General features: G+C 40.8%; 20 protein-coding genes and 1 rRNA gene. 9 read left to right on the forward strand and 12 right to left on the reverse strand.

Translation table 11 applies throughout. The annotated features are described in order from the left end of the window. Positions 1-277 (reverse strand): 16S ribosomal RNA (locus B9T38_RS15080); the annotation flags it as partial. A gap of 425 nt (positions 278-702) precedes the next feature. After that, entirely contained in the window at positions 703-1,272 is a 570-nt protein-coding gene (locus B9T38_RS15085) for a peptidylprolyl isomerase (RefSeq protein WP_086197576.1), read from the reverse strand. 102 nt (positions 1,273-1,374) lie between these two features. Between B9T38_RS15085 and B9T38_RS15090 the strand changes: the two genes are divergently transcribed. Then, positions 1,375-2,043 (forward strand): acetoacetate decarboxylase family protein, encoded by a 669-nt coding sequence (locus B9T38_RS15090; protein ID WP_171263255.1) that lies wholly within the window; start codon positions 1,375-1,377, stop codon positions 2,041-2,043. A 53-nt stretch (positions 2,044-2,096) separates the two neighbouring features. Here the strand turns inward: B9T38_RS15090 and B9T38_RS15095 are convergent, their stop codons facing one another. Next, positions 2,097-3,167 carry an alpha/beta hydrolase gene (locus tag B9T38_RS15095; RefSeq protein ID WP_086197608.1) on the reverse strand — a complete coding sequence of 357 codons (1,071 nt, stop codon included), beginning with the start codon at positions 3,165-3,167 and terminating at the stop codon, positions 2,097-2,099. Positions 3,168-4,261: 1,094 nt separating this feature from the next. Here B9T38_RS15095 and grpE point away from each other — a divergent pair. From grpE to B9T38_RS15120, 4 genes are all read left to right on the forward strand, one after another. Then, positions 4,262-4,810 carry a nucleotide exchange factor GrpE gene (gene grpE, locus B9T38_RS15105; protein WP_086197579.1) on the forward strand — a complete coding sequence of 183 codons (549 nt, stop codon included), beginning with the start codon at positions 4,262-4,264 and terminating at the stop codon, positions 4,808-4,810. A 122-nt stretch (positions 4,811-4,932) separates the two neighbouring features. Continuing rightward, positions 4,933-6,876 carry a molecular chaperone DnaK gene (gene dnaK / locus B9T38_RS15110; RefSeq protein WP_086197580.1) on the forward strand — a complete coding sequence of 648 codons (1,944 nt, stop codon included), beginning with the start codon at positions 4,933-4,935 and terminating at the stop codon, positions 6,874-6,876. Between the two features lie 104 nt (positions 6,877-6,980). Next, positions 6,981-7,892 (forward strand): matrixin family metalloprotease, encoded by a 912-nt coding sequence (locus B9T38_RS15115; RefSeq protein WP_086197581.1) that lies wholly within the window; start codon positions 6,981-6,983, stop codon positions 7,890-7,892. 119 nt (positions 7,893-8,011) lie between these two features. Further along, positions 8,012-8,389: a hypothetical protein gene (locus B9T38_RS15120; RefSeq protein ID WP_171263258.1), complete on the forward strand. Its 378-nt coding sequence runs from the start codon at positions 8,012-8,014 to the stop codon at positions 8,387-8,389. A gap of 93 nt (positions 8,390-8,482) precedes the next feature. On the opposite strand, the gene erpA is transcribed toward B9T38_RS15120, so the two are convergent. The 4 genes from erpA to B9T38_RS15140 form a co-directional block, all read right to left on the reverse strand. After that, positions 8,483-8,818: an iron-sulfur cluster insertion protein ErpA gene (gene erpA / locus B9T38_RS15125; RefSeq protein ID WP_086176706.1), complete on the reverse strand. Its 336-nt coding sequence runs from the start codon at positions 8,816-8,818 to the stop codon at positions 8,483-8,485. Between the two features lie 117 nt (positions 8,819-8,935). After that, complete coding sequence (locus B9T38_RS15130; protein ID WP_086197609.1) at positions 8,936-9,946, reverse strand: putative solute-binding protein; 1,011 nt, start codon at positions 9,944-9,946, stop codon at positions 8,936-8,938. 233 nt (positions 9,947-10,179) lie between these two features. Continuing rightward, on the reverse strand, positions 10,180-11,190 hold the full coding sequence (locus B9T38_RS15135; RefSeq protein WP_086197583.1) for a putative solute-binding protein: 1,011 nt from the start codon (positions 11,188-11,190) through the stop codon (positions 10,180-10,182). A 235-nt stretch (positions 11,191-11,425) separates the two neighbouring features. Next, a complete protein-coding gene (locus B9T38_RS15140; RefSeq protein ID WP_086197584.1) occupies positions 11,426-12,433 on the reverse strand; it encodes a putative solute-binding protein in 1,008 nt (335 codons plus the stop codon). Between the two features lie 240 nt (positions 12,434-12,673). On the opposite strand from B9T38_RS15140, the gene B9T38_RS15145 reads away from it, so the two are divergent. Further along, a complete protein-coding gene (locus B9T38_RS15145; protein ID WP_086197585.1) occupies positions 12,674-14,608 on the forward strand; it encodes an ATP-binding cassette domain-containing protein in 1,935 nt (644 codons plus the stop codon). 375 nt (positions 14,609-14,983) lie between these two features. Here the strand turns inward: B9T38_RS15145 and B9T38_RS15150 are convergent, their stop codons facing one another. From B9T38_RS15150 to dnaA, 5 genes are all read right to left on the reverse strand, one after another. Continuing rightward, a complete protein-coding gene (locus B9T38_RS15150) occupies positions 14,984-15,367 on the reverse strand; it encodes a hypothetical protein (RefSeq protein ID WP_086197610.1) in 384 nt (127 codons plus the stop codon). 176 nt (positions 15,368-15,543) lie between these two features. Next, the gene (gene gyrB, locus B9T38_RS15155; RefSeq protein ID WP_086197586.1) at positions 15,544-18,012 is read right to left on the reverse strand and encodes a DNA topoisomerase (ATP-hydrolyzing) subunit B; all 2,469 of its coding nucleotides are present in this window, start codon (positions 18,010-18,012) and stop codon (positions 15,544-15,546) included. Positions 18,013-18,066: 54 nt separating this feature from the next. Beyond that, positions 18,067-19,149, reverse strand: a complete 1,083-nt coding sequence (gene recF / locus B9T38_RS15160) for a DNA replication/repair protein RecF (RefSeq protein WP_086197587.1) — start codon at positions 19,147-19,149, stop codon at positions 18,067-18,069. A gap of 27 nt (positions 19,150-19,176) precedes the next feature. Beyond that, the gene (gene dnaN, locus B9T38_RS15165) at positions 19,177-20,322 is read right to left on the reverse strand and encodes a DNA polymerase III subunit beta (protein ID WP_086197588.1); all 1,146 of its coding nucleotides are present in this window, start codon (positions 20,320-20,322) and stop codon (positions 19,177-19,179) included. Between the two features lie 109 nt (positions 20,323-20,431). Next, positions 20,432-21,811 (reverse strand): chromosomal replication initiator protein DnaA, encoded by a 1,380-nt coding sequence (gene dnaA / locus B9T38_RS15170; protein WP_086197589.1) that lies wholly within the window; start codon positions 21,809-21,811, stop codon positions 20,432-20,434. A 661-nt stretch (positions 21,812-22,472) separates the two neighbouring features. On the opposite strand from dnaA, the gene rpmH reads away from it, so the two are divergent. Genes rpmH through yidD form a run of 3 tightly spaced genes read left to right on the forward strand, consistent with a single transcriptional unit; the run spans position 22,473 to position 23,357 of the window. Then, the gene (gene rpmH, locus B9T38_RS15175; RefSeq protein ID WP_000831329.1) at positions 22,473-22,607 is read left to right on the forward strand and encodes a 50S ribosomal protein L34; all 135 of its coding nucleotides are present in this window, start codon (positions 22,473-22,475) and stop codon (positions 22,605-22,607) included. A gap of 30 nt (positions 22,608-22,637) precedes the next feature. After that, positions 22,638-23,027: a ribonuclease P protein component gene (gene rnpA / locus B9T38_RS15180; protein WP_086197590.1), complete on the forward strand. Its 390-nt coding sequence runs from the start codon at positions 22,638-22,640 to the stop codon at positions 23,025-23,027. A gap of 9 nt (positions 23,028-23,036) precedes the next feature. Next, positions 23,037-23,357 (forward strand): membrane protein insertion efficiency factor YidD, encoded by a 321-nt coding sequence (gene yidD, locus B9T38_RS15185; RefSeq protein WP_086197591.1) that lies wholly within the window; start codon positions 23,037-23,039, stop codon positions 23,355-23,357. The last annotated feature ends 2 nt before the right edge of the window (positions 23,358-23,359 follow it).

The following is a 23,359-nucleotide window of genomic DNA, read 5'->3' on the forward strand; positions in this document are numbered from 1 at the left end:
ATCGTCGCCTTGGTAGGCCTTTACCCCACCAACTAGCTAATCCGACTTAGGCTCATCTATTAGCGCAAGGTCCGAAGATCCCCTGCTTTCCCCCGTAGGGCGTATGCGGTATTAGCATCCCTTTCGAGATGTTGTCCCCCACTAATAGGCAGATTCCTAAGCATTACTCACCCGTCCGCCGCTAAGTTATGGTGCAAGCACCAAAACTCCGCTCGACTTGCATGTGTTAAGCCTGCCGCCAGCGTTCAATCTGAGCCATGATCAAACTCTTCAGTTTAAAATCAGTAGTAGCTTATGGCTACCAATCTTGGCTCATCAATTTTCTGACAAATATTTCTCAAATAAACTTCGAGTAATTTCTACCATCAATCAATGAAAATAATTTCGATCAATCAACCAGTAAAAATCCACACAAGTTGTTCTTCATAATCTCTTAATGATCTATTCCCTACCTCGTCAGTAGAAAATATAACGCAATAAACATTTAACAACTTAACCTGTTCAGCTAAGTTCGTTTGCTGTATCGCGTCGGGATGAGCCCATTATAGGGCAATTTCTTACCCATGCAAGTGCTTTTAACTGATTGTTTTATTGAGTGTTGTATTTTTATGCACTAAGTTGGTTCATTTTTATTCTAATTCCAATATAAACATATAATTTTAAAGCAAAAATATGAATAAAATATTTCTGCTTTATTTTTTCTTAATTTTTCACCTCTGCTGCTTTAATGTTCACGCTGATAATTTTCACCACTTGTTTTGGTACATTTTGATGCATTCCAAAGTTTGCAGTCGGTACTTGAGTGATTTTATCGACCACATCCATGCCTTTCGTAACCTTACCAAACACGGCATAACCTGCATTCATCTGACTTCTGTTTAAAAAGTCATTGTCTACTGTATTAATAAAGAATTGGCTGGTTGCTGAATTAGGCATATTGGTTCGTGCCATGGCCAATGTGCCACGTAGGTTCTTTAAGCCATTATAGGATTCATTTTGAATAGGGGCTTTGGTCTTCTTCTCGACCATGTTGGCATCCATTCCTCCCCCCTGAATCATGAAGCCAGGAATCACCCGGTGAAAAATGGTGCCGTTATAAAAGTTATCTTTTACATAGCTTTCAAAGTTCTTTGCTGAAATAGGCGCTTTATCATTAAATAGCTCTATTTCAATATTTCCCATTGAGGTTTTCATTTCTACCAGGGTATTTGCAGCCATCACCTGCAAACTCATACATGCAGTACCAATAGCAAATAAGGCCTTTTTTAACATTTCTTTACTCTTCTACGTTAAGTTGTCATTGTGAATATCTATATATTAATCTTTCAATATAAATATAACAGCTTCTCTTTTTGATATAAAATGAGCATTACAATGAGCGAAGAATTAAATACAACTACTTTTTCCCTTTACCCACCTTGGCATTTACAGGGTGATGCTTTTATTTTGAATTACTGGTTAACGCCCAAATTTATTGCGCAGCATCGGACTTTTTATATTGCTCCTTCTCCAATTGGACGCGTGGTACAGGTCATATTGGTTCGTTATCATGATTCTCCTGTAGGCCCATATGATGAATTGCTGATCTTGGATCATCCTTTAATCAGTAAAAGACGTTTGTCTTCCATTCCGAAAATTTATGTTTCTACCAAAGCCTCTATGCTAAATGGTCAACATTTTTGGGGAATACCAAAACAGCTGGCCCAATTTGAATGGCTCATCCATGATGATGTGGTGTATTGCAATATCTGCTTTGAGCAACAAGAAATGAGTTTGTGCTTGCAGAAATATAAACATAGCCAGATTTTTTATGTGAATAGTCATCATTTACCTGCACGGCTGCTCAAGATCAATCAAGCCTGGCAAGGTTTACGCTATCAGTTCACACTACAATTTCGCGGTAAACTGAGTAAATTAAAACAGGCGAGCTGGAAAAACACCCAGAACATTTTTCCCGATTTTTCTCACGCCCGCTATTTACAGAGCTTTTATGTGCCAGAATTTAGTCTCATCTTACCTAAAGCTAAAATCGAGAAAAAATAAAGGTGTTTCACGTGAAACACCTTTATTATAAATGAATACCCAGCTCAAAAAATTTAAGCGTGTTTATCCCAAAACTTTCTATAGTTTTTACTGATTTCAATAAAATACTTTTTAGCACGATAAGAAACGGGTGTGAGATTGACAAAACCATGCGCTTGATCGCTATATTCCTGATAATGCACCTTTACGCCACGATGACGTAATTTATGTGCATAAATTTCCCCTTCATCATGTAATACATCATGACCTGCAGTCACCACAAACGTAGGCGGTAATTTGTCATGCTGACCATAGGTCGGTGAAATCAGCGGATCATCGAGTTCAACCTGATGCGTATCTGCATAATAATGGGTGACAAAATCCACATCTTTACCGGTTAAAACCAGTCCTTCATTGTAGGCATAAAATGAAGGATGACGGCTTTTAAAATCGACTGCCGGATAAAGCAGTAATTGCGCTTGCGGTGCATACACTTTATGAGCTGTACGTTGTGCAACTACCGTGCTGATATTCCCTCCAGCGCTATCCCCCGCCACTGAAATTCTATTTTTTAAGATTTTCAGCTGCTTTCTGTTTTGATAAACCCATGCCAAGGCATCTTCACAGCTTTGAATCAGTTGATTCGGACTCGCTTCAGGTGCTAAAGGATAGTCAATACTTAAAACCTGCACTTTGGCATGGACGGCAAGTAAACGGCAGACCTCATCATGCGAATCCAGACTGCCTACAACAAAGCCGCCACCATGAAAATACACCACCATGGGCAATTTTTTAGTGGGTGCAGGATGATAATGTCGCGCAAAGATGGTGCCGCTGTGTAAAGGTAAACGTAGATCTTCCACCTGTTTCACCGGTGTAGGCTTGGCTTTGATGGACTGCATTTGCAAATCAAAGCTTTTACGGGCATGAATAATATCTTCACTGACCAAACCACTACTGCCCCGTTTTAACTGGGCTGCCATCATGCATTGCACCAAGGGATCAAGTTCAGGATATTGATGCGGATATCTTAAAATTTTAACTAGAAATTTTTGTGCAAAACTGGGCAATCGATCTAAAGTACGTGCCGCTGTACCTTGACCTTTTTCTAACATGGTCTGTAAAGTTCGGCTAAAAGCAACCATCATGGCACCTTCCTTTTATTTTAATCTTGATATTTTCTACATGATCAGCCAATGCGTGACCATACGCTTATATCAGTCTAATTATCGGTATACACAGTAAAAACATTCATACGCTAATCTTCTTTTCATACCTTGTCATTGACAATTTCCATGTATATTTCGGCGTTTTTTTGCCACTCCCGCCCACAAAAAGAATGAACGTTATGGTTAAAAGATGCCTTCTGCTATCATTAGCAAGGCTATTTTTGGCTGCATGATTATCCCCTTTCCTGAAGATGGCACTTATTAAAATGATTCTTATACTTGCTAGGACTGTCATTATAACCAAGCCTAGGGTTCAGGTTATGACTAGCAATATAAAGGGGAGTAATTCCTCAACGTTGGAAATATGATTCCTTCGCCTATTATTTAGATCCTAATTTAGAGGGGGGGTCCGCTCAGAATCCTGATAAAATTTTGCTAAACAGATACATAAATTCTATTTATTCTGCATTTACTTAACTTTAGGCAAAAAAAAAGCTTATCCAGAGGTTGGATAAGCCTAGAAAACACATTTCTAAATACCAAGAAGAAACTACAGCGATAGAATCTGGGTTAAATAGTAAGCATATAAAGCATTTTTGTGAAATATATAATTTATTTAATATTAATCGTTTTTAAGTCTAATAAAATCATTGCGAAGTTCATTCCTCTGCATGCAATCAAGCTTCTTAGATACATGGATATCAATTCTTTACTTCGGAACAGCCTATTATAACTGCTGTTGCGGTTAGTCCATCCATTATAGATCATAATGTGTATTTGTATCATGATCGGCTGTTCAAAAGAGTGAAACTGGTAGCTGGCTTAAATTCAGATATTCACCCGCCATCTCTCCATCATTTTGTGTTCTATTTTAGAAAAATAATGCTTTTTAATAATTTTAATCAAATTAAACAGATTTAATCGCTTATCTCGCTTGAATTTTTAGCGTCTGCCCCGAACTCTGTATTAATCATGAATTTTATCACTCATGGCAGTTCAGGATTAACGCAGTTAGCACTGAGGCCAAAAGGACTGACATGTTTAAAAACCCATTCAAACGGAGTAAATCTATGGCAACTGAGCAGAATCAAGACGCTCAAGATCTAGGGCAAGAGCAAGCTGAGCAACAAACAGTAGAATCTCAAGCTGAACCTGAACAGTCAGAAGTTACCGTTGAATCTTTACAAGAGCAGATTGCACAGCTTGAAGGTGACTTGAAGTTAGAAAAAGCCCGTACAGCCAATGCAGTTTATGAAGCACAAAAAAGCGTAGAACGTATTCAACGTGAAGCTGAAAAGCATAAAGAGACCGTGATTGAGAAGTTTGCTAAAGAGCTGCTCGACACTGTCGATAATTTAGAGCGTGCCATTCAAGCGGCTGGGGATATTGAATCGCCATTACTTGAAGGCGTTCAACTGACCCATAAATCATTACTCAGTACGCTGGAAAAATTTAACGTTGTAGAAGTCAACATGAACAACGGTTTCAATGCTGATTTACATCAGGCCGTCGGTATTGCACCTGACGTCAAAGCTGGTGAAATCGGTACCGTATTACAAAAAGGTTATGCCCTTTCAGGCCGTTTACTGCGTCCAGCAATGGTCCTCGTAGGTCAATAAGGTATAGAAATTCGAGAGTTTTTCTATTTTTTTCATGCAAACAACTTGAAAAATTTTGAATGGCTCTCATATCGGATAACAAGCAAAAACATTGCAAAAAATAATTTTGAGGAAACATCCAAATGGCTAAAATCATTGGTATTGACTTAGGTACAACAAACTCTTGTGTTGCCGTACTTGAAGGCGACAAAGTTAAAGTCATCGACAACGCTGAAGGCGCGCGTACAACTCCATCTATTATTGCCTATAAAGATGGCGAAATTCTGGTTGGTCAATCTGCGAAACGTCAGGCAGTGACTAACCCTAAAAACACATTATTCGCGATCAAGCGTTTGATCGGCCGTAAGTACCAAGACCAAGCAGTACAAAAAGACATCGGTTTAGTGCCTTACAAAATTATCCAGGCAGACAATGGCGATGCTTGGGTTGATGTGAATGACAAGAAACTTGCACCACAACAAATCTCTGCTGAAATCTTGAAAAAGATGAAAAAAACTGCAGAAGACTATTTAGGTGAAACAGTTACTGAAGCGGTAATTACTGTTCCTGCTTACTTCAACGATGCACAACGTCAAGCCACTAAAGATGCAGGTAAAATTGCCGGTTTGGACGTTAAACGTATCATCAACGAACCAACTGCTGCAGCTCTTGCGTTCGGTATGGACAAGAAAGAAGGCGACCGTAAAATCGCGGTTTATGACTTGGGTGGTGGTACTTTCGACGTATCCATCATTGAAATTGCTGACTTGGATGGCGACCAGCAAATCGAAGTATTATCTACAAACGGTGATACTTTCCTAGGTGGTGAAGACTTCGATAACGCTTTAATTGAATTCCTGGTTGAAGAATTCAAGAAAGAACAAAGCGTGAACTTGAAACAAGATCCTCTTGCATTACAACGTTTGAAAGAAGCCGCTGAAAAAGCAAAAATCGAGCTTTCTTCTTCTAATGCAACTGAAATTAACCTTCCATACATCACTGCAGATGCGACTGGTCCTAAACATTTAGTGATCAATGTAACGCGTGCAAAACTTGAAGGTTTGGTTGCTGATCTGGTCGCTCGTACTATTGAACCATGTAAGATTGCACTTAAAGATGCCGGTCTTTCAACTTCAGACATCTCTGACGTGATTCTGGTTGGTGGTCAGTCTCGTATGCCACTTGTACAACAAAAAGTACAAGAATTCTTCGGCAAAGAGCCACGTAAAGACGTAAACCCTGACGAAGCTGTAGCGATTGGTGCTGCAATTCAAGGTGCGGTATTGTCTGGTGACAAAACTGACGTATTGCTTCTTGACGTAACTCCATTGACGCTTGGTATTGAGACTATGGGCGGCGTGTTAACTGCAATTATCGAGAAAAACACCACGATTCCTGCTAAGAAATCTCAAGTGTTCTCAACTGCTGCAGACAACCAGCCTGCTGTAGACATTTCGGTTTACCAAGGTGAACGTAAAATGGCGCAGCAAAACAAATTGTTGGGTAACTTCCAGTTAGGCGACATCCCACCTGCTCCACGTGGTGTACCACAAATTGAAGTATCGTTCGATATCAATGCTGACGGTATCTTAAAAGTGTCTGCAAAAGACAAGAGCACTGGTAAAGAACAATCAATTCAAATTAAAGCAAACTCTGGTTTGAGCGATGCTGAAATTGAAGCGATGATCAAAGATGCGGAAGCAAATGCGGAAGAAGACCGTAAGTTCGAAGAACTGGCTAAAGCTCGTAACGAAGCTGATGCTTTAGTTTCTAGCGCGCAAAAAGCAGTAAAAGATCTGGGCGAACAAGTGACTGCTGACGAAAAAACTGCGGTTGAAACTGCGGTTTCTGAACTTGAAGCTGCAACCAAAGAAAATGATGTTGAAGACATCAAAGCGAAAACTGAAGCACTTCAAAACATCATCATGCCGATCACTCAACGCGCTTATGAAGCTGCGCAAGGTGCTCAAGGCGGTGCGCAAGGTTTTGATCCAAATGCATTCCAAGGTGATGCGGGTCAACAACAAAAAGCAGATGACGGCGTTGTAGATGCTGAGTTCACTGAAGTTAAAGATGACAAAAAATAATTTGTCGAATTAACAGAAAAAAGACCGCGCGCAAGCGCGGTTTTTTTATTTTTATTTCAGCTTAATTGTTATACAGTATAGAAAAATAATGATTTTAAGCTTTTATGCGCTTAGTGCTACTCAGCCTGTTGGTCATATTTCTGTTCGGCATGACCTATCAAACCCGAAATCATCCCCAAGTTCGCCACAATACCCTGTTGGATCGTATTCAACATCCTTTCGATACCCGCTTACGTTACCGTATTGCTGAGGTTGATTCACGTTTTGGTGTTACTGAAAATGAACTGAAACAGATTAGCCAGCAAGCCACTGACATCTGGAAAGCGGGTACAGGCAAAGACTATTTTGTTTATGATCCCGATGCCCGGCTCACCATCCATTTAATTTATGATCAACGTCAAGACGAATCGGTGCAACGTCGGCAGCAATTAGGCCAGATTCAAAACAACCAGCAAGTGTGGGTCAATAAAAATCAACAACTGCAGCAATTTAAAGATGAACTAGACCGTACCAATACTCTACTCGATGCGAAAAAAGCCCAACTCAATATACAAATAAATCAACATAATCAATATATTGCAATTATTAATCAAAGTGGCGGAATCCCGGCTTCACAACGTAATCAGCTCATGCAGCAGCAAAACCAGTTACAACAGCACATTTTTGTACTGCAGCAGGAGATCAATCTTTATAACCAGAAAATTCAGCAACTCAATCTTCAGGTTGATGACCTGAATCAGCTTAATCAACAGATTGATAGCTCTGTAAAAAGCTTTAATCAGCGTTTTCAGCCACGATTATTTGATAAAGGTTCATTTAATGGCAAGCAAATCAACATTTATGAATTTGAATCCGTTGAGGATTTACGCTTGACGCTGGCACATGAATTTGGCCATGCATTGGGCTTGAAACATAATCAGGATCCACAAGCGCTAATGTATCCAGTCATGAAAGAGCAGAACCTGCAAAATTTCCGCTTGTCCGCTGCTGATCTTGCCCTGTTACAGGTGCGTTAGACTCAACTTGAGATACAATGCAAAAAAACCTTACTTTTTATAAGTCTATGAATAGTAAGATATCGGCAATCAGGCAAATTTCGTGTTATGGTAATAACCAGAAATGACAACAGAAACCTCTGGAGATGCATGTGAGTTACTACCATATTCTTATTGAAGTAAATGATCACATCAGTACGATTGAACAGACTCGTGATATTGAAATTTTTGATATTATTGAGATTCAACCTTATCTCCATTCCATTCTTTTGCCGTATTTCAATGAGCAACTGATTGAACTTGAAGATGAAAATATAGAATATAAAGATATTCTGCATTTGCAAGTCAAACAGACCCTGTTGCCTATTCAAGATTTGATTGAAGAAGAACAACGTTTACTGCCAAGCGATACCGATATCACCATTAGTGCTTATGAAATTTTTAACAATCGCGATTTAAGCCAAGATGTGACTACGGTTATTTTTGATATTCTAGAAGCGGCAAAACTGCAAGCCTAATAATTTAAATAGCTTGCAACAGCAATTTAGCAGGCTGAACTGCAATAAAAAAAGCCCCCATTTTTGGAGGGCTTTTTATATTTGATTATTCGATTAAATTGAAAAAGATGAACCACAACCACAGGTGGTTGTTGCATTGGGGTTGTGCACGATAAAACGTGAACCTTCCAGACCTTCTACATAATCCACTTCTGAACCGACAAGATATTGATAGCTCAGTGAATCGACCAGCATTTTCACATCGCCATTAACAAATTCAGCATCATCTTCATTCATGCTTTCAGCAAAGTTAAAGCCATAAGAGAAACCGGAACAACCGCCACCTGTAACATAAACGCGTAACATTAATTCTTGGTTGCCTTCGCTATCACGCAATTGGCGTACTTTATTCGCAGCATTGTCGGTCAACACCAGAGCTTGGGCATTCATGTGGGATTCCTCTGTTCAATTCAGCTGTCTTGAAATATAAAAGACCATATATTAAGTATAGCATACCCAATATATGGTCAGTATTTACAGATTTAAAGTTAAATCAGACTATTTTTCTCAAGATTTTTTATAATTTTCATCCTGCAGACTACATTCAAAATTCTTCGGATCTTGCTTACAACGGAATTGCCACAGTAATTTCATCATACGTTTATCATAAACGCCGCGTTTGGTTAAATCGACCCGCGACTCGCGCATCAATTTTTGATAGCCCACTTTATCTGCTTCAGGAATTTGCATCCAGTATTTTTGCGGAATATCGGCTTTCATTTTGCCTAAAATCCCGAAGGCACGAGGTAACTGGCTTTTCACCCATTCACGTGACTTTTGCCCATATCCTGCCGGAAATTTATCTGGACGGATAATCACATTACCGGTGACTTGTAAAATAGGATAATTCACAATTGCGCCCTTATTGCCTAAACCCTTATACAGTTCTAAAGGTTTAAATACGGCAGCAGGTGCACCAATAATATCCACCTGACCATTGTTAAATTTAGCGCCAAAATTGGTGACATCTGCACTAATCGCCTGTGCACCCACTTGCTGAACCATAATTTTTTGCGCTTCATCATAATCAAGCACGGCAATTTTTTTGCCTGCAGCTTTCGCCACGGTATTGATATTACGATCATTAACCATTAAAAAGGCATCGCCGACTGGAATCACACCCACCACTTCATATTTGCTATTCAGCATATGTTTGGCAAAAGTTGGATTGGCTAAACCCTGCATCACTTTTACTGCCAATTTTAAATCGGGAATCGCACCAATAGCATCCAGTGAACCGGTAAAATGGTTAAACTGACGACCGCGCATACCGGTCACACTGATCCCGTCACACTTTCCAGCTTTAAAATCTTCAGCGATGACTGCTTCATTTTGGCCTACACGTAATTCAATATCGGCACCCCAATTTTTGGCTGCCAATTGATAATCTTTCATCAGGGCAAAAACATCCCCACTTTTACCCACCAAATCAAATACGCAAATAACCTGTTTGGCCTGAGTCATACTGGTGACAGCACACAAACCCAGACCAAGCAGCAGTGTTTTAGAGCATGGCATCATGATTTTTTTCTTCCTTGTTTTATTATTTTATTCAATCTTGAATTGAATCGTTTTTGCTTTTTTTATTCATCAGCCAGCAGCCGACTTGAAGAATTGTTTTTGTGGCTGATAAAATTTTACTATTATTTTAAGATTACGCCTTTTTTTACTCACCACAATGGCAAAAATGACAAAATACTAGTAACAAAAAAGCCTAGATTTAATCTAGGCTTTCTTTTTAAAAATCAATACTATTCACCACCAAGTGAACATTCAAAATTGGCTTTATCGACAGAGCAGCGAGCCTTTTTCAAAACCCCCATCATGCCTGGATCATAAATACCGCGGTTGGTCATATCCATACGGCCTTCACGCAATAATTTTTGATATTTGGTTTTATCTTCTGCAGTCAGGTTCAATTTAAACTTGGCCGGAATATTGGCTTCCAGACGATTAATTAGGGCAAAACTTTTTGGTAAGTTTTTCACAAACCAGTCACGTGATTTTTGACCAAAGCCTGCCGGGAATTGGTCTGGACGGATCACAAAATCTGCGGTCACCTGGAGTACAGGGAAATTAAACATCGCACCATTAGAACCTAAACCTTTATAAATTTCTAAAGGTTTATAGGCATAGGCAGGTGCACCTACCATATCGACCTGTCCATTATTGAATTTTGCGACAAAGTTAGATACATCAGAGATCACCGCTTGCGCACCTACACGTTGCACCATAATTTTTTGTGCATCGTCATAACCTAATACCGCAAATTTTTTACCTGCTGCTTTTTCAATCGAGTCAATTTTTTTATCGCGTACAAAAATAAAAGCAGAACCTAAAGGTGAAATACCCGCCACTTCATATTTTTTGCCGCCTAAATTACTGACCATTTTCGGCGCATTACGTTTATCCAAAGCAAAAGTGATGGCACGCTGAGCAATCGCATTACTTGGTGCACCACCGAGAGCATCAATAGAGCCTACGAATTTATTGTATTGACGAGCACGCATCGCGGTCATAAACACGCCGTCACATTTACCGGCTTTAAAGTCATTATCAGCAACCGCTTCGTCTTGACGTGGAATAAGATTAATTTCTGCCCCCCATCCTTTGGCAGCCAATGCCCATTCCTGAGCCATTTGAAAAGATTCACCCGATTTACCCAGTAAATCAAATACACAGACATCGACTTTAGCAGCTTGTGCTGTACTCGCTAAGCCTACAGCAGCAAATGTTGTTAATGTGAAAATCATTTTTTTCATTATTTCGGTCCTTTTAGAATCTTGTTGTTTGACGAGTATCCGTTCACGCCACAAATATTAAGCAAGTTCATTCTAAAAAAATAGAGTATTTACTCCAATTAATCAGGCTTAAAATGCCAATCGTTTTTCATTTTTTTAAGTTAGCAATAAAAATCATAAACTTATGTAACAGCGATTTTTAGGTATAATTTATGAAATTTGCGCTATTTTACAAATGAATACAATAATGATGGATTTATTCACCGCTTAATGAACACTCAAAGTTGGTTCTCTCTACCGTACAACGGGCTTTTTTCAGCACCGTCATCATGGTCGGTTCATAAATTCCTTGCCTAGTCAGGTCTAAACGTCCATCTCGTAATAATTTTTGATATTTATCATGATCTTCCTTAGTTAAATTGACTTTATATCTGGCGGGAATTTCCGCTTCCAGGCGTTTCACCATAGCAAAGCTTTTCGGTAAAAGTTTTACGAACCAACTCCGTGACTGATCTGCAAAACCTTCAGGAAATTTCTCCGGGCGAATCACCAGATCGGCAGTCACATTGACGACCGGAAAATTAATCATTGCCCCGCTAGAGCCTAAACCTTTGTAAATTTCTAGCGGCTTAAAGGCATAAGCGGGTGCCGCAATCATATCGACTTCACCATTGTTGAATTTCTTCACAAAATTAGAAATATCAGCCATCACCGGCACTGCACCAATACGCTGGACAACAATTTTTTGCGCCTGATCATAGTGCAGAATGGCAAATTTTTTACCTTGTGCCTTCTCTATAGAATTAATTGATTTATCACGTACAAAAAGATAGGCAGTACCAATTTGCCCAATTCCTGCCACCTCATATTTCTCATTGGCAATGCTACTGGTCAGCCGCTTTTTATTACGTTTGTCCAACACAAAAGCAATGGCTTTTTGTGCAATCTGATTACTTGGAACGCCACCAAGTGCATCAATTGAACCGGCAAATTTGTTATAGGCGCGGGCACGCATTGAGGTCATGTAAAAAGCATCACAGACACCGACCTTAAAATCTTTTTCAATTTTGGCTTCGTCTTGATAGGGCATTAGATTGACCTCGGCTCCCCAGTTTTTACTGGTTAAGGCCCATTCTTCAATTAATTTATAAGACTCACCTGCTTTCCCAAGTAAATCAAATACACAGATATTCTGTTTTGCCTGCGCTAAGCTGGAAAAACTCAAAAGTGTGAGCATAGATAAAATAAAAGTCTTTTTTTTCATGATGTGCCTTATTCTTTTTCGCTTACTTATCTTAGAAAATTACTATAATTTTGTTTTTATACTAAAAATAGAGCTGCTGAGGCCTTTCTGACGAAAGGCTGTTTTTTTGCACAATTTGTCACATTTTTATTCATCTACTTAAAATCATGCTTTTATAAAAAAGAATCATGCACTGCCTTTTTCTTTTCTGAGTGGCTTCCTTTAGAATACGCACATTATTCTTCTCATTTAGATATTTCAATGATTCAGTTAGATCAACTTTCTATACGTCGCGGTGGGCGTGTTTTATTTCAAAAAGCGTCTATGCAGCTACATCCAGGATGGAAAATTGGCCTAACCGGTGTCAATGGTGCAGGAAAATCGACCCTGTTCGCCGCATTATTGGGTGGCATGGAATCAGATGGCGGTTCTTTGACCCGTCCTGCTGCCTGGACGGTGGCTCATATGGCTCAGGAAATTAAAGCGCTGGAGATGAAGGCCATCGATTTTGTCCTGTCTGGAGATGAAGAATATTGGGACATCCAGCATAAACTGGAACATCCTGAAGCCCTTAATAACGATGAGTTAGCACATTTATATGGCCGCTTTGACGAAATTAATGGCTACTCTGCTCCATCAAAAGCATCACAATTGATGGCCGGTTTGGGCTTCTTTGAACATCAGTCACAACTGGATGTTTCCAGTTTCTCGGGTGGCTGGCGCATGCGTTTAAATCTGGCCCGCACCCTGATGAGCCGTTCAGACTTGCTGTTACTGGATGAACCGACAAACCATCTCGATTTGGATGCAATTTTATGGCTGGAAGACTGGCTAAAAGCCTATGAAGGCACCCTGATTTTAATTTCGCATGACCGTGATTTTCTTGATGCCGTTACCGATCATATTTTACATATCGAAAATCAGGAACTGATGCTCTATACCGGAAATTATTCTACCTTTGAACGTACACGTAGTGAACGTCTGGCACAACAACAACAAGCGTATGAAAAGCAGCTTGAAACACGGGCACATTTACAAAAATTTATTGATCGCTTTAAGGCCAAAGCCACCAAAGCCAAACAGGCACAGAGCCGGATTAAACAATTAGAACGTATGCAGGAACTTTCTGCTGCACATGTAGATACACCATTTACCTTCAGTTTCCGTGAACCGACTAAAATGAGCTCACCTCTGCTGCAACTGGAACATGCAGATATTGGTTATGGTGACAAGCTGATTGTAACCAATGTCAATTTGCAAATAACACCAAGCAGCCGGATTGGTTTACTCGGGATGAATGGCGCCGGTAAATCGACATTAATCAAATCTTTGGTCGGTGACCTGAAACTGCTCAAAGGAACACGCAAAGATTCCGAATTACTGAATATTGGTTATTTTGCCCAGCATCAAATGGATGCCCTAGATGGTAGTGCCAGTCCAATGCTGCAATTATCACGAATCGCGGACAAAAAAATCAGTGAAGCAACTTTACGTTCATTCCTCGGTAGCTTTGGTTTTAGTGGCGAACGTATGGACACCCCAAGTGAAGGCTTCTCTGGTGGTGAACGTGCGCGCCTAGCTTTGGCTTTAATTGTATGGCAACGTCCAAACGTATTGATTCTGGATGAACCGACCAACCATTTGGACCTTGATATGCGTCATGCCCTGACCATGGCTTTACAGGACTTTGAAGGTGCTGTGGTGTTGGTATCGCATGAGCGTCAATTGATTGCCAGCGTCTGTGATGAATTGTTATTAGTCCACAATGGTCAATGCCGTGAATTTGATGGTGATTTGGTTGCTTATGCAGACTGGTTACGTCAGGCACGGATTGACCTCATGAAAAATGGTCAGAAACCTGCTGAACCCGTGAAGTCACAAGTAGAAGTAAAACCGGCAATTTCAAAACTCGATAAAGAAGCTCAACGTAAAGAAACTGCGCGCCGCCGTGAACTGAGCCGACCGATTCGTAAAAATATTGAAAAAAATGAAGCACAGATCAGCAAGCTGCAACCCCGTTTAGCTGAAATTGAAGTATTACTGGGTGATGCGGCAATATATGAAGCCAGTCGTAAAGATGATTTACTCAAGCTGATGAATGAGCAAACTCAGTTAAAAAGCCAGCTGGAAACGGCGGAAGAACAGATGTTAGAGTTAATGATGGAATTGGAAGAGCTGGAAAGTTCTTTTGAATAAGGCATTTTTCCATTCTTAAGTAAAGCTAAAGTGACGTTTATTTTATGATCGCAGCACAATATTTAAGGTGTGCTGCGATTTTTTAATTTTTCTACACAACCATTCTATTCTACACAACCACTCTATATAGCCATTCTACCCAGCTATGACAAGCTATTTTAAATCAAACAACATGATCAGGTTTTAAATTCAAAAACCCTCTTAAAATAAATTTAAATTCAAAATCTGCTTTTAAATTTAAAAAATTTATCCACAACCACTTAAAATTCAAGTTTAAATTTAAAATAAAATATCGCCTTATGCTATGGATAAGTTAATTTTTACTCTTTTATTGAGCTGAAATGGCAGCTTAAAAACTTATCCACACTATACTCGTCATTTTAAATTAGTTTTTTGACTTATCCTGAGCTGTTTTTTGCGTTTTAAAAACCTGAGTTCAATGATTTTCCAGGCGCTCTCATTGACCCATAATTCCCGAATTTGTTTATGATTCTGCAAGCCAATCCAGACCTGGCAATGCTTTAAATCTTCATCATAATCAAATTCTTCAAACTCAACTGCGAGTTTTTGCGGCTTCCAGACACCATTTTTCACGGCATGAGCAATGCGGTCATAGCGAACAAAATTGCTTTCCACGCGACCTTCCTGCTCGTAGACCACTTTGAACTGTTCATGTTCATACTGAGCCAGCACCTCATAATTTCCGCTAAAAAAGGCCTGAGTCCAGATATCGCGGATCTGTTCCAGTTCTTGGTCCATAGTGCTCACCTCGTCATATTGCATGATGATTTCCTCTTTATTTGGAATCATCATGACAGAGGAATACGTCATTTTAATAAAAACAAAAATGGCTAAAAATTAATCGAATTAAAATAAAAACAGCATAAAAAAAGCATCCCGAAGGATGCTTTTTTACAATTTCACTCATCAATGCATCAAGCGTCAATATCCGCATTTAAGGCATTTTCCTCAATAAAGGCACGACGCGGTTCCACATCATCGCCCATCAAACAGGAGAACATGCGGTCTGCCTCAATGGCATCGTCAATGGTCACCTGCAGCATGTTACGGTTTTCAGGATCCATAGTCGTTTCCCACAGCTGTTCCGCATTCATCTCACCCAAACCTTTATAGCGCTGGATCATCATGCCGCGACGTGAGTCAGATAAAATGTGCTGCCAAACCTGATGGAAGGTCGACACCTGAATCTTGCGATCACCTTTCTGCAAATAAGCGCCTTCTTCAAGCAAGGTAAACCAGCTCTTCGAATTTTGCAGTAAACGCTTGTATTCACTTGAACCGAGCAATCCGGTATCCAGTAAATAATGATGCGGCAAGTTGTGCACATACACCGTTACACGTGGCCAGTAATGCACCACTTTGCTACCGTCTGCATGTTCTTTCTCAAACACTTCAAGCGTGATTTCAGGACGTAAACTTGGTTGATACGTTTCAATAGCAGCACGCAACTGTTCAGACCACTGTTTCACATAGTCTTCATCATGACTATGGTCTAACTTGAACGCATCTAGGCCCAGTAAACCATCCAGCAAGCTTGCTGGATAACGTAGCGTTAAACGCTGCAAGCTCTTTTGTGAAGTCTGATAGTCAGCAATGACTTTTGCTAAAGACTCACCACGAATCGCAGGTGCATCGGCGCTGACATGCAGTTCCAACTCATCAATTGCGTTAGAAATCAGGTAAGTCTCAAGCGCATCATTATCTTTAATGTACTGCTCTTGCTTGCCTTTTTTCAGTTTATATAACGGTGGCTGTGCAATATAGATATAACCGCGTTCTACCAGTTCAGGCATTTGACGGAAGAAGAAGGTCAACAGTAGCGTACGGATGTGCGAACCATCAACGTCAGCATCGGTCATGATGATGATTTTGTGATAACGTAATTTGTCCGGGTTGTACTCTTCACGACCAATACCACAGCCCAACGCTGTAATCAGCGTACCGACTTCCTGACTCGAGATCATCTTGTCGAAACGTGCACGTTCTACGTTCAGGATTTTACCTTTCAGTGGCAGAATGGCTTGCATCTTACGGTTACGGCCCTGTTTGGCAGAACCACCCGCAGAGTCACCTTCGACCAGGTACAATTCAGACAATGCCGGATCTTTTTCCTGACAGTCCGCCAGTTTACCTGGCAAACCGGCAATATCCAGCGCACTCTTACGACGGGTCATTTCACGCGCTTTACGTGCAGCATCCCGCGCACGTGCAGCATCGATAATTTTTCCGGCAATCGATTTTGCTGCTTGCGGATTTTCCAGCAGGTATTCCGAGAATGACTTGTTCATCGCCTGCTCTACAGCAGGTTTCACTTCACTTGAAACCAGTTTTTCCTTGGTTTGTGAAGAGAATTTAGGATCAGGCACTTTTACCGAAACAATCGCGGTTAAACCTTCACGTGCATCATCACCCGATACAGCAACTTTCTCTTTTTTGAGCAAGTTTTCGCTTTCCATATAGCTGTTTAAGCCACGGGTTAAAGCAGCACGGAAACCAGCTAAATGTGTACCACCATCTTTTTGTGGAATGTTATTGGTAAAACAACGCACGTTTTCTTGATACGTGTCATTCCATTGCAAGGCAACTTCTACACCAATGCCATTGTCTGCTTGCACAGTAAAATGAAAGATATCATTCAGATGGGTTTTGCCCTGGTTGATATATTTTACGAATTCAGACAAACCACCTTCATAATCAAACACATGTTCTGCATTGATACGTTCATCACGTAGCACAATACGCACACCGGCATTCAGGAATGAAAGCTCACGCAAACGGCGCGCCAAAATATCAACATTGAAAATAGTTTGACTAAAGGTCTCGGCACTTGGCCAGAAACGAACAGTAGTCCCGGTTTTGTCGGTATCACCCACGACTTTGAGTGGATAGACAGGATCACCATGTTTATATTCTTGTTGGTGAATATGACCGGCTCTGTAAATGGTTAATTCCAGTTTGCTCGATAAGGCATTGACGACCGAAACACCTACACCATGCAAACCACCAGAAACTTTGTAGCTATTATCGTCAAACTTACCGCCGGCATGCAGAATGGTTAAAATCACTTCAGCTGCAGATACGCCTTCTTCAGGATGAATATCTGTCGGAATACCACGACCATTATCGGATACGCTGACTGACTCATCTTCATGGATGGTGACCAGGATTTCGTCACAGTGACCTGCCAAAGCTTCATCAATGGCGTTATCGACCACCTCAAACACCATGTGATGCAAGCCTGAGCCATCGTCTGTATCGCCAATATACATACCTGGACGCTTACGCACAGCATCGAGGCCACGTAATACCTTGATACTAGAGGAATCATAAGCTTTTTCATGGGTTGGTTCTGTTTGAGAAGCAGCTTGATCTTCTGAACTCATGGTTTCTCCCTAGTGAAATATAGGTCTATCCAAAGATGGGTAAAATTTAAAAAGTTATTGCACAACAACCTGAACTTGACCATTTTCAACTTTGAATAATTGATATGAAATAGACAAATCATGTAAATGTTTTTTGACCGATTCATGCTCTAAAGTGGTAATAAAAACTTGACTACCCAGCTGGCTTAATCGCTCAATTAATCGTCGTTGTGCAGTTAAATCTAATTCTGCTGTCAGATCATCTAATAATACCACAGTTTCCTTATTACAGGCATGTAGCATTGCAATCTGTGACAGTTTTAGAGCCATAATCAAGAGCTTTTTCTGACCGCGTGAAAGCACCACATCAGCATCACCCAACGTTGTTTTTAAACGTAAATCGGCACGATGTGGACCGTATTCAGTATAACGGCGATCCACATCTTTCTGATGATGCACAGTCAGGTCATGCAGCAAGCCCTGTTCGGTATGAAAGCCAGGCATATATTCCAGTTCAACCGCAAGATTGGGTAGCAAGTGCTGCAAATCCTGCTCAAAATAAACTTTCCACTGCTCGACAATGCCGCTACGCTGCGAATTCAGCATTTCGCCATATTCAGCCAACATTTTGTTCCATGGTTCCAGATCATGCAAACCGAGATTTCTGCTCGATTTCAACAAGCTGTTACGTTGCTTTAAGGCACGTGCATAGTACTGCCAGGCATGATAAAAATCCGGTTCCACGTGGAACATCAGCCAATCCAGCAACTGCCGGCGCGGTTTGGCACCATAATCGATAATGTCGGTACTTTGCGGATCAATATGCTGTAAAGGCAGTATTTTGGCCAGTTGACCTTGGGTCGCGATATGATCGCCATTGACCTTAATCAGCTGTTCACCGGAGAGCAGCTTTTGCATGCCAATTTTTTCCGTTGCCGATTGTGCAAACACAATCGCATCGCCGGTTTCATTCTGAATATAATTTTTCGGGATATGGGTACGAAAAGAACGCCCGGTCGCCAGCAAATGAATGGCTTCCAAAATCGAGGTTTTGCCTGAACCGTTTTGCCCGTAAAAGACATTAAACGGCTGCAACTCATGGAGTGCAACCGTCTTTAAGTTTCGAACACGTTCTATATTTAAACGCGTAATATGCATGGTTAAATCTAATTCAATATCGGCAAATTAAACACGCATTGGCATTACAACATAGGTCTGATCCTGTTGTGCCGGATCATGCACCAATACCGACTGATTCGCTTCAGTCATGGTCATCGATACATCTTCACCATCTAATACACTCAGCACATCAAGCAGGTATTGGGCATTGAAAGACATTTCCATCGGTGCATCTGCATACTGAATGGCTAAATCTTCAATCGCTTCATCTTGCTCCGGGTTATTGGCACGCAGCTGCAAAGAATCGGCACCAAAATTCAGGAACACGCCACGTAATTTTTCATTACTGAGAATGGCCACACGTTGCAAGGATTGCTTGAATACATCATGCGCGATCAGTACATTTTTATCTCCACCACGTGGAATCACGCGACGGTAATCCGGGAATTTTCCATCAATTAGTTTAGTGGTGAAACGAACAGTAATATCGCCCTGCTCTTTATCACGACTTGGGGTACTGATGGTCACATTTAACAGTTCACGGCCAATCAATAAAGACAATTGCTCATCTTCAATGCTGAGCAGACGTTGCAACTCAGCTACCGCTTTACGAGGCACAATCGCCTGAATAGGCTGGGTTGCAGTAGATTGTGCAACCGTTTCACACAGCGCTAAACGGTGACCATCAGTCGTTACAGCACGCAATTGATTTTGGTCAATTTCAAGCAATGTACCGGTTAAATAGAAACGGACATCCTGTACCGCCATTGCAAAAGCCGTTTTTTCAAACAGGCGTTTTAACTCGCGCTGAGTCACGGTGACTTGCGTACCTTGGGCATTTTCAGTACTTAACAATGGATAATCTTCAGCCGGCAAAGTACCCAGTACAAAGCGGCTATTGCCCGATTTTAAAATACAGCGATCTTCAGTAATTTGCAGGTCAATCAATGCCGCGGCAGGCAAGGATTTACAGATATCCACCAGTTTACGTGCAGGTACAGTGGTTTCACCCGCCTGCAAGCAAGCCCCTTCAGCCAGTGTGGTACTGGCCACCAGTTCCACTTCCAGATCAGAACCGGTAATGGTCAAGGATTCATTATTGACCTGAATTTTTACGTTAGAGAGAATGTTTAAAGTATGGCGACGTTCAACCGCTCCTACGACATGTGACAGAACATTAAGTAAGCTTTCTTTCGCGATTTTCAAACGCACGGTACATTCCTCTAACAACTGAAGATGAAAATAAATAAATGTGTTTTTTAGCAGTGTACTATGCGGCAGAATATGCCGCATTGCAAGAATAGAATTTGATCAAATCAGATCAGCTTTGCAACAGCCGTTGCAGGTTTTTATAGTCTTCATTAAAGATCGGATCTTGTTCACGCAGACTGATGACTTTTTCACAGGCATGCATCACGGTACTGTGGTCACGACCACCAAAGGCCATGCCGATTTCGGGGAAACTGTCCCCGGTCAGTTCACGTGCCAAGCCCATGGCCAACTGACGTGGACGGGCATAAATCCGGGTACGTTTGGGACCGACAATTTCCTTTAAAGGAATACGGAAATATTCACTCACCACCCGCTGGATATTTTCAGTACTGATGGTACGGGCACGAATGGCCAGCACGTCTTTTAACGATTCACGCACTACATCCAGATCAATCGGTGTGCCTTTAAAACGGGAAATCGCCACCACTTTGTTCAGCGCGCCTTCCAGCTCACGAACATTGGCCACCACTTGCTGGGCAATAAACAGGGCACAGTTACGCGGCAACTCCACCCCACTGCTTTCGGCTTTTTTCAACAAAATTTCAATTCGGGTTTCAATATCCGGTGGTTCCACCCCGACTGATAAGCCCCAGGAAAAACGTGAAACCAGACGTGCATCCAGTTCCGTCAATTCTTTGGGATAACGGTCGGAAGTCAGAATAATCTGTTTTGATTCATCCAATAGCGCGTTAAAGGTATAAAAAAACTCCACCAGACTGGCTTCTTTACCGGCCAGCAAATGAATATCATCCACCAACAACAGATCGAGCGAGCGGCAATTCTTTTTAAACTCTTCCACTTTGCCTTGCTGTAAAGAACTGACAAAATCTTGTACAAAACTCTCGGCCGTCATATACATCACCCGTGCATTGGGTTTGGCCTGTAACAGGGCATTACCGACAGCTTGCATGAGATGGGTTTTACCCAAACCGGTCGGTCCGTATAAAAATAGCGGGTTATGCTGTGAAGCCCCCAACTGGGTTAACACTTTACGGCAGGTTTCAGCTGCCATCTGGTTGGAACGGCCTTCAACGAATAGTGAAAAAGTAAATAAGGGATTGAGTAAACGTTTACGGCTGTTTTTACTGCCCGTTTCATCTTTTTCTTTTTTCGGTTTGGAAACAACTGCCGGAACAGATTGCAATGCAGCCGTGGTGGTTGCTGGCTGTTCATTGGCTGACAAGATTGCACCCGGACGTGAATCCACCAGAATCTCGACTTTACGTACCCGGCCTTCAGACATCTGTTCAGCCAAAATCGTAATCAGCTCCAGATGATGCTCCTGAATATAGCGGGTCCAATACGGATTGGGTGCATAGAGTCTTAAAGTATCGTTCAGCTCTTCAGCAACCAAGGGGCGAATCCACATGGTAAAGACATTTCCCGAAAGCTCTTGTCGCAAACGAGTTAGACAGTCTGTCCAAAGCATGTGAAACCCCTATTCATTCCATTGTTAGTAAAAAAATCATGCGAGCCCGACCGAGCGGGTCGCCATTCTATCGAAGTTATCCACATCTGTCATGGCAAAATTCAGGAAATATCACTCAAAAAAGCAAATTTCCGATTAAATTTAAATTTAAATCGCGATGTGGATAAGTTTATCCGCAAGTTGTGGATAAAATATAACATAAAGTTATCCACAATTTAATAAAATTATAAAAACACAGATATCCACAATTTAAATTTATGTTTATTAAAAATAAAATAGCCTTTTCCACAGAAAAACACCGTCCTAATAGTAATAAATTTAAATTTATAAATTTGAATTTATTTATAAGAACGCCATTCTTTGGGGATAACTCGGAAAAGTTATAAATTTAAATTCATTTCACAACACAATCATTTTATTCACAATAAATTGTGGATAAGATTGTGAATATTTCTGTTTATAACTTATGTTATTTTATTAATCAATAATTTACACTGTGTATAAAATAGATACAACTTTTAATTATCTAAATGCATGTTCAACATATCAATCTTCTAAAAACCGGTTTATTTTGAAAGAAAGTTTGTTTTTGATTGACAGCTCATTGAATGAACACTAAAATCGCGAACCTTCATAGAAAGATCATTTTTGGAGTTTCAATATGAAACGTACATTCCAACCATCAGAATTAAAGCGTAAGCGTGTTCATGGTTTCCGTGCTCGTATGGCTACTAAAGCTGGTCGTCAAGTATTAGCTCGCCGTCGTGCAAAAGGTCGTCATAGCTTAACTGTTTAATCTGTTAACGCTATTACGATTTTGGGTGTTATGACACTTTATGGCTTCAGCACAGATGTACGCATACACTGTGCTGCCGATTATAAAAGTGTGTTTGATGGTGCGCTTTTTAAAGTGCATCAACCCCATTTCTTATTTCTTGCTAAAAATTCCGAGCAGCCGAAAAGCCGTTTGGGTATTGTTGTTGCCAAGAAAAAAGTGCGTCGCGCACATGAAAGAAATAGAGTAAAGCGTCTTGCTCGTGAAAGTTTTCGCCTGCATCAGCAGCAATTAGATTTATTAGATATTGTGGTCATGCCTAAAATGGGTATTGAAGCAATCCCTAATGCGGAATTGCAGCAGCAATTACAATTTGCTTGGCAGAAATTGCAACGCCTTGCCAAAAAGCATAAAAAGATAGCTCCCTCCCCACAAAAGTAGAGAAGGCCAATGGTACGTTTACTGCATTGGTTGATTCGATTCTATCAGATCGCGATTAGTCCTTTATTGGGACCCCGCTGTCGTTATATTCCCACATGTTCTCAATATTCTTTGGAAGCAGTGCATACCTATGGTGCTGTGCGTGGTGCGTGGTTAGCTACTAAGCGTATTTGTCGTTGTCATCCTTGGGGGGGCTCGGGATATGATCCGGTTCCGCCAAAGGCAATTCGTTTTATTTCATTTCAGCAAATAGATTCTCAAACGCTTCACGTTGTTGTACCCTTTCGTGATCGTTTATTGAACCGAAATCACTCTAACTACTTGGGATAATA

Source organism: Acinetobacter sp. ANC 4218 (assembly GCF_002135245.1).
In the GTDB taxonomy this organism is placed as follows: domain Bacteria; phylum Pseudomonadota; class Gammaproteobacteria; order Pseudomonadales; family Moraxellaceae; genus Acinetobacter.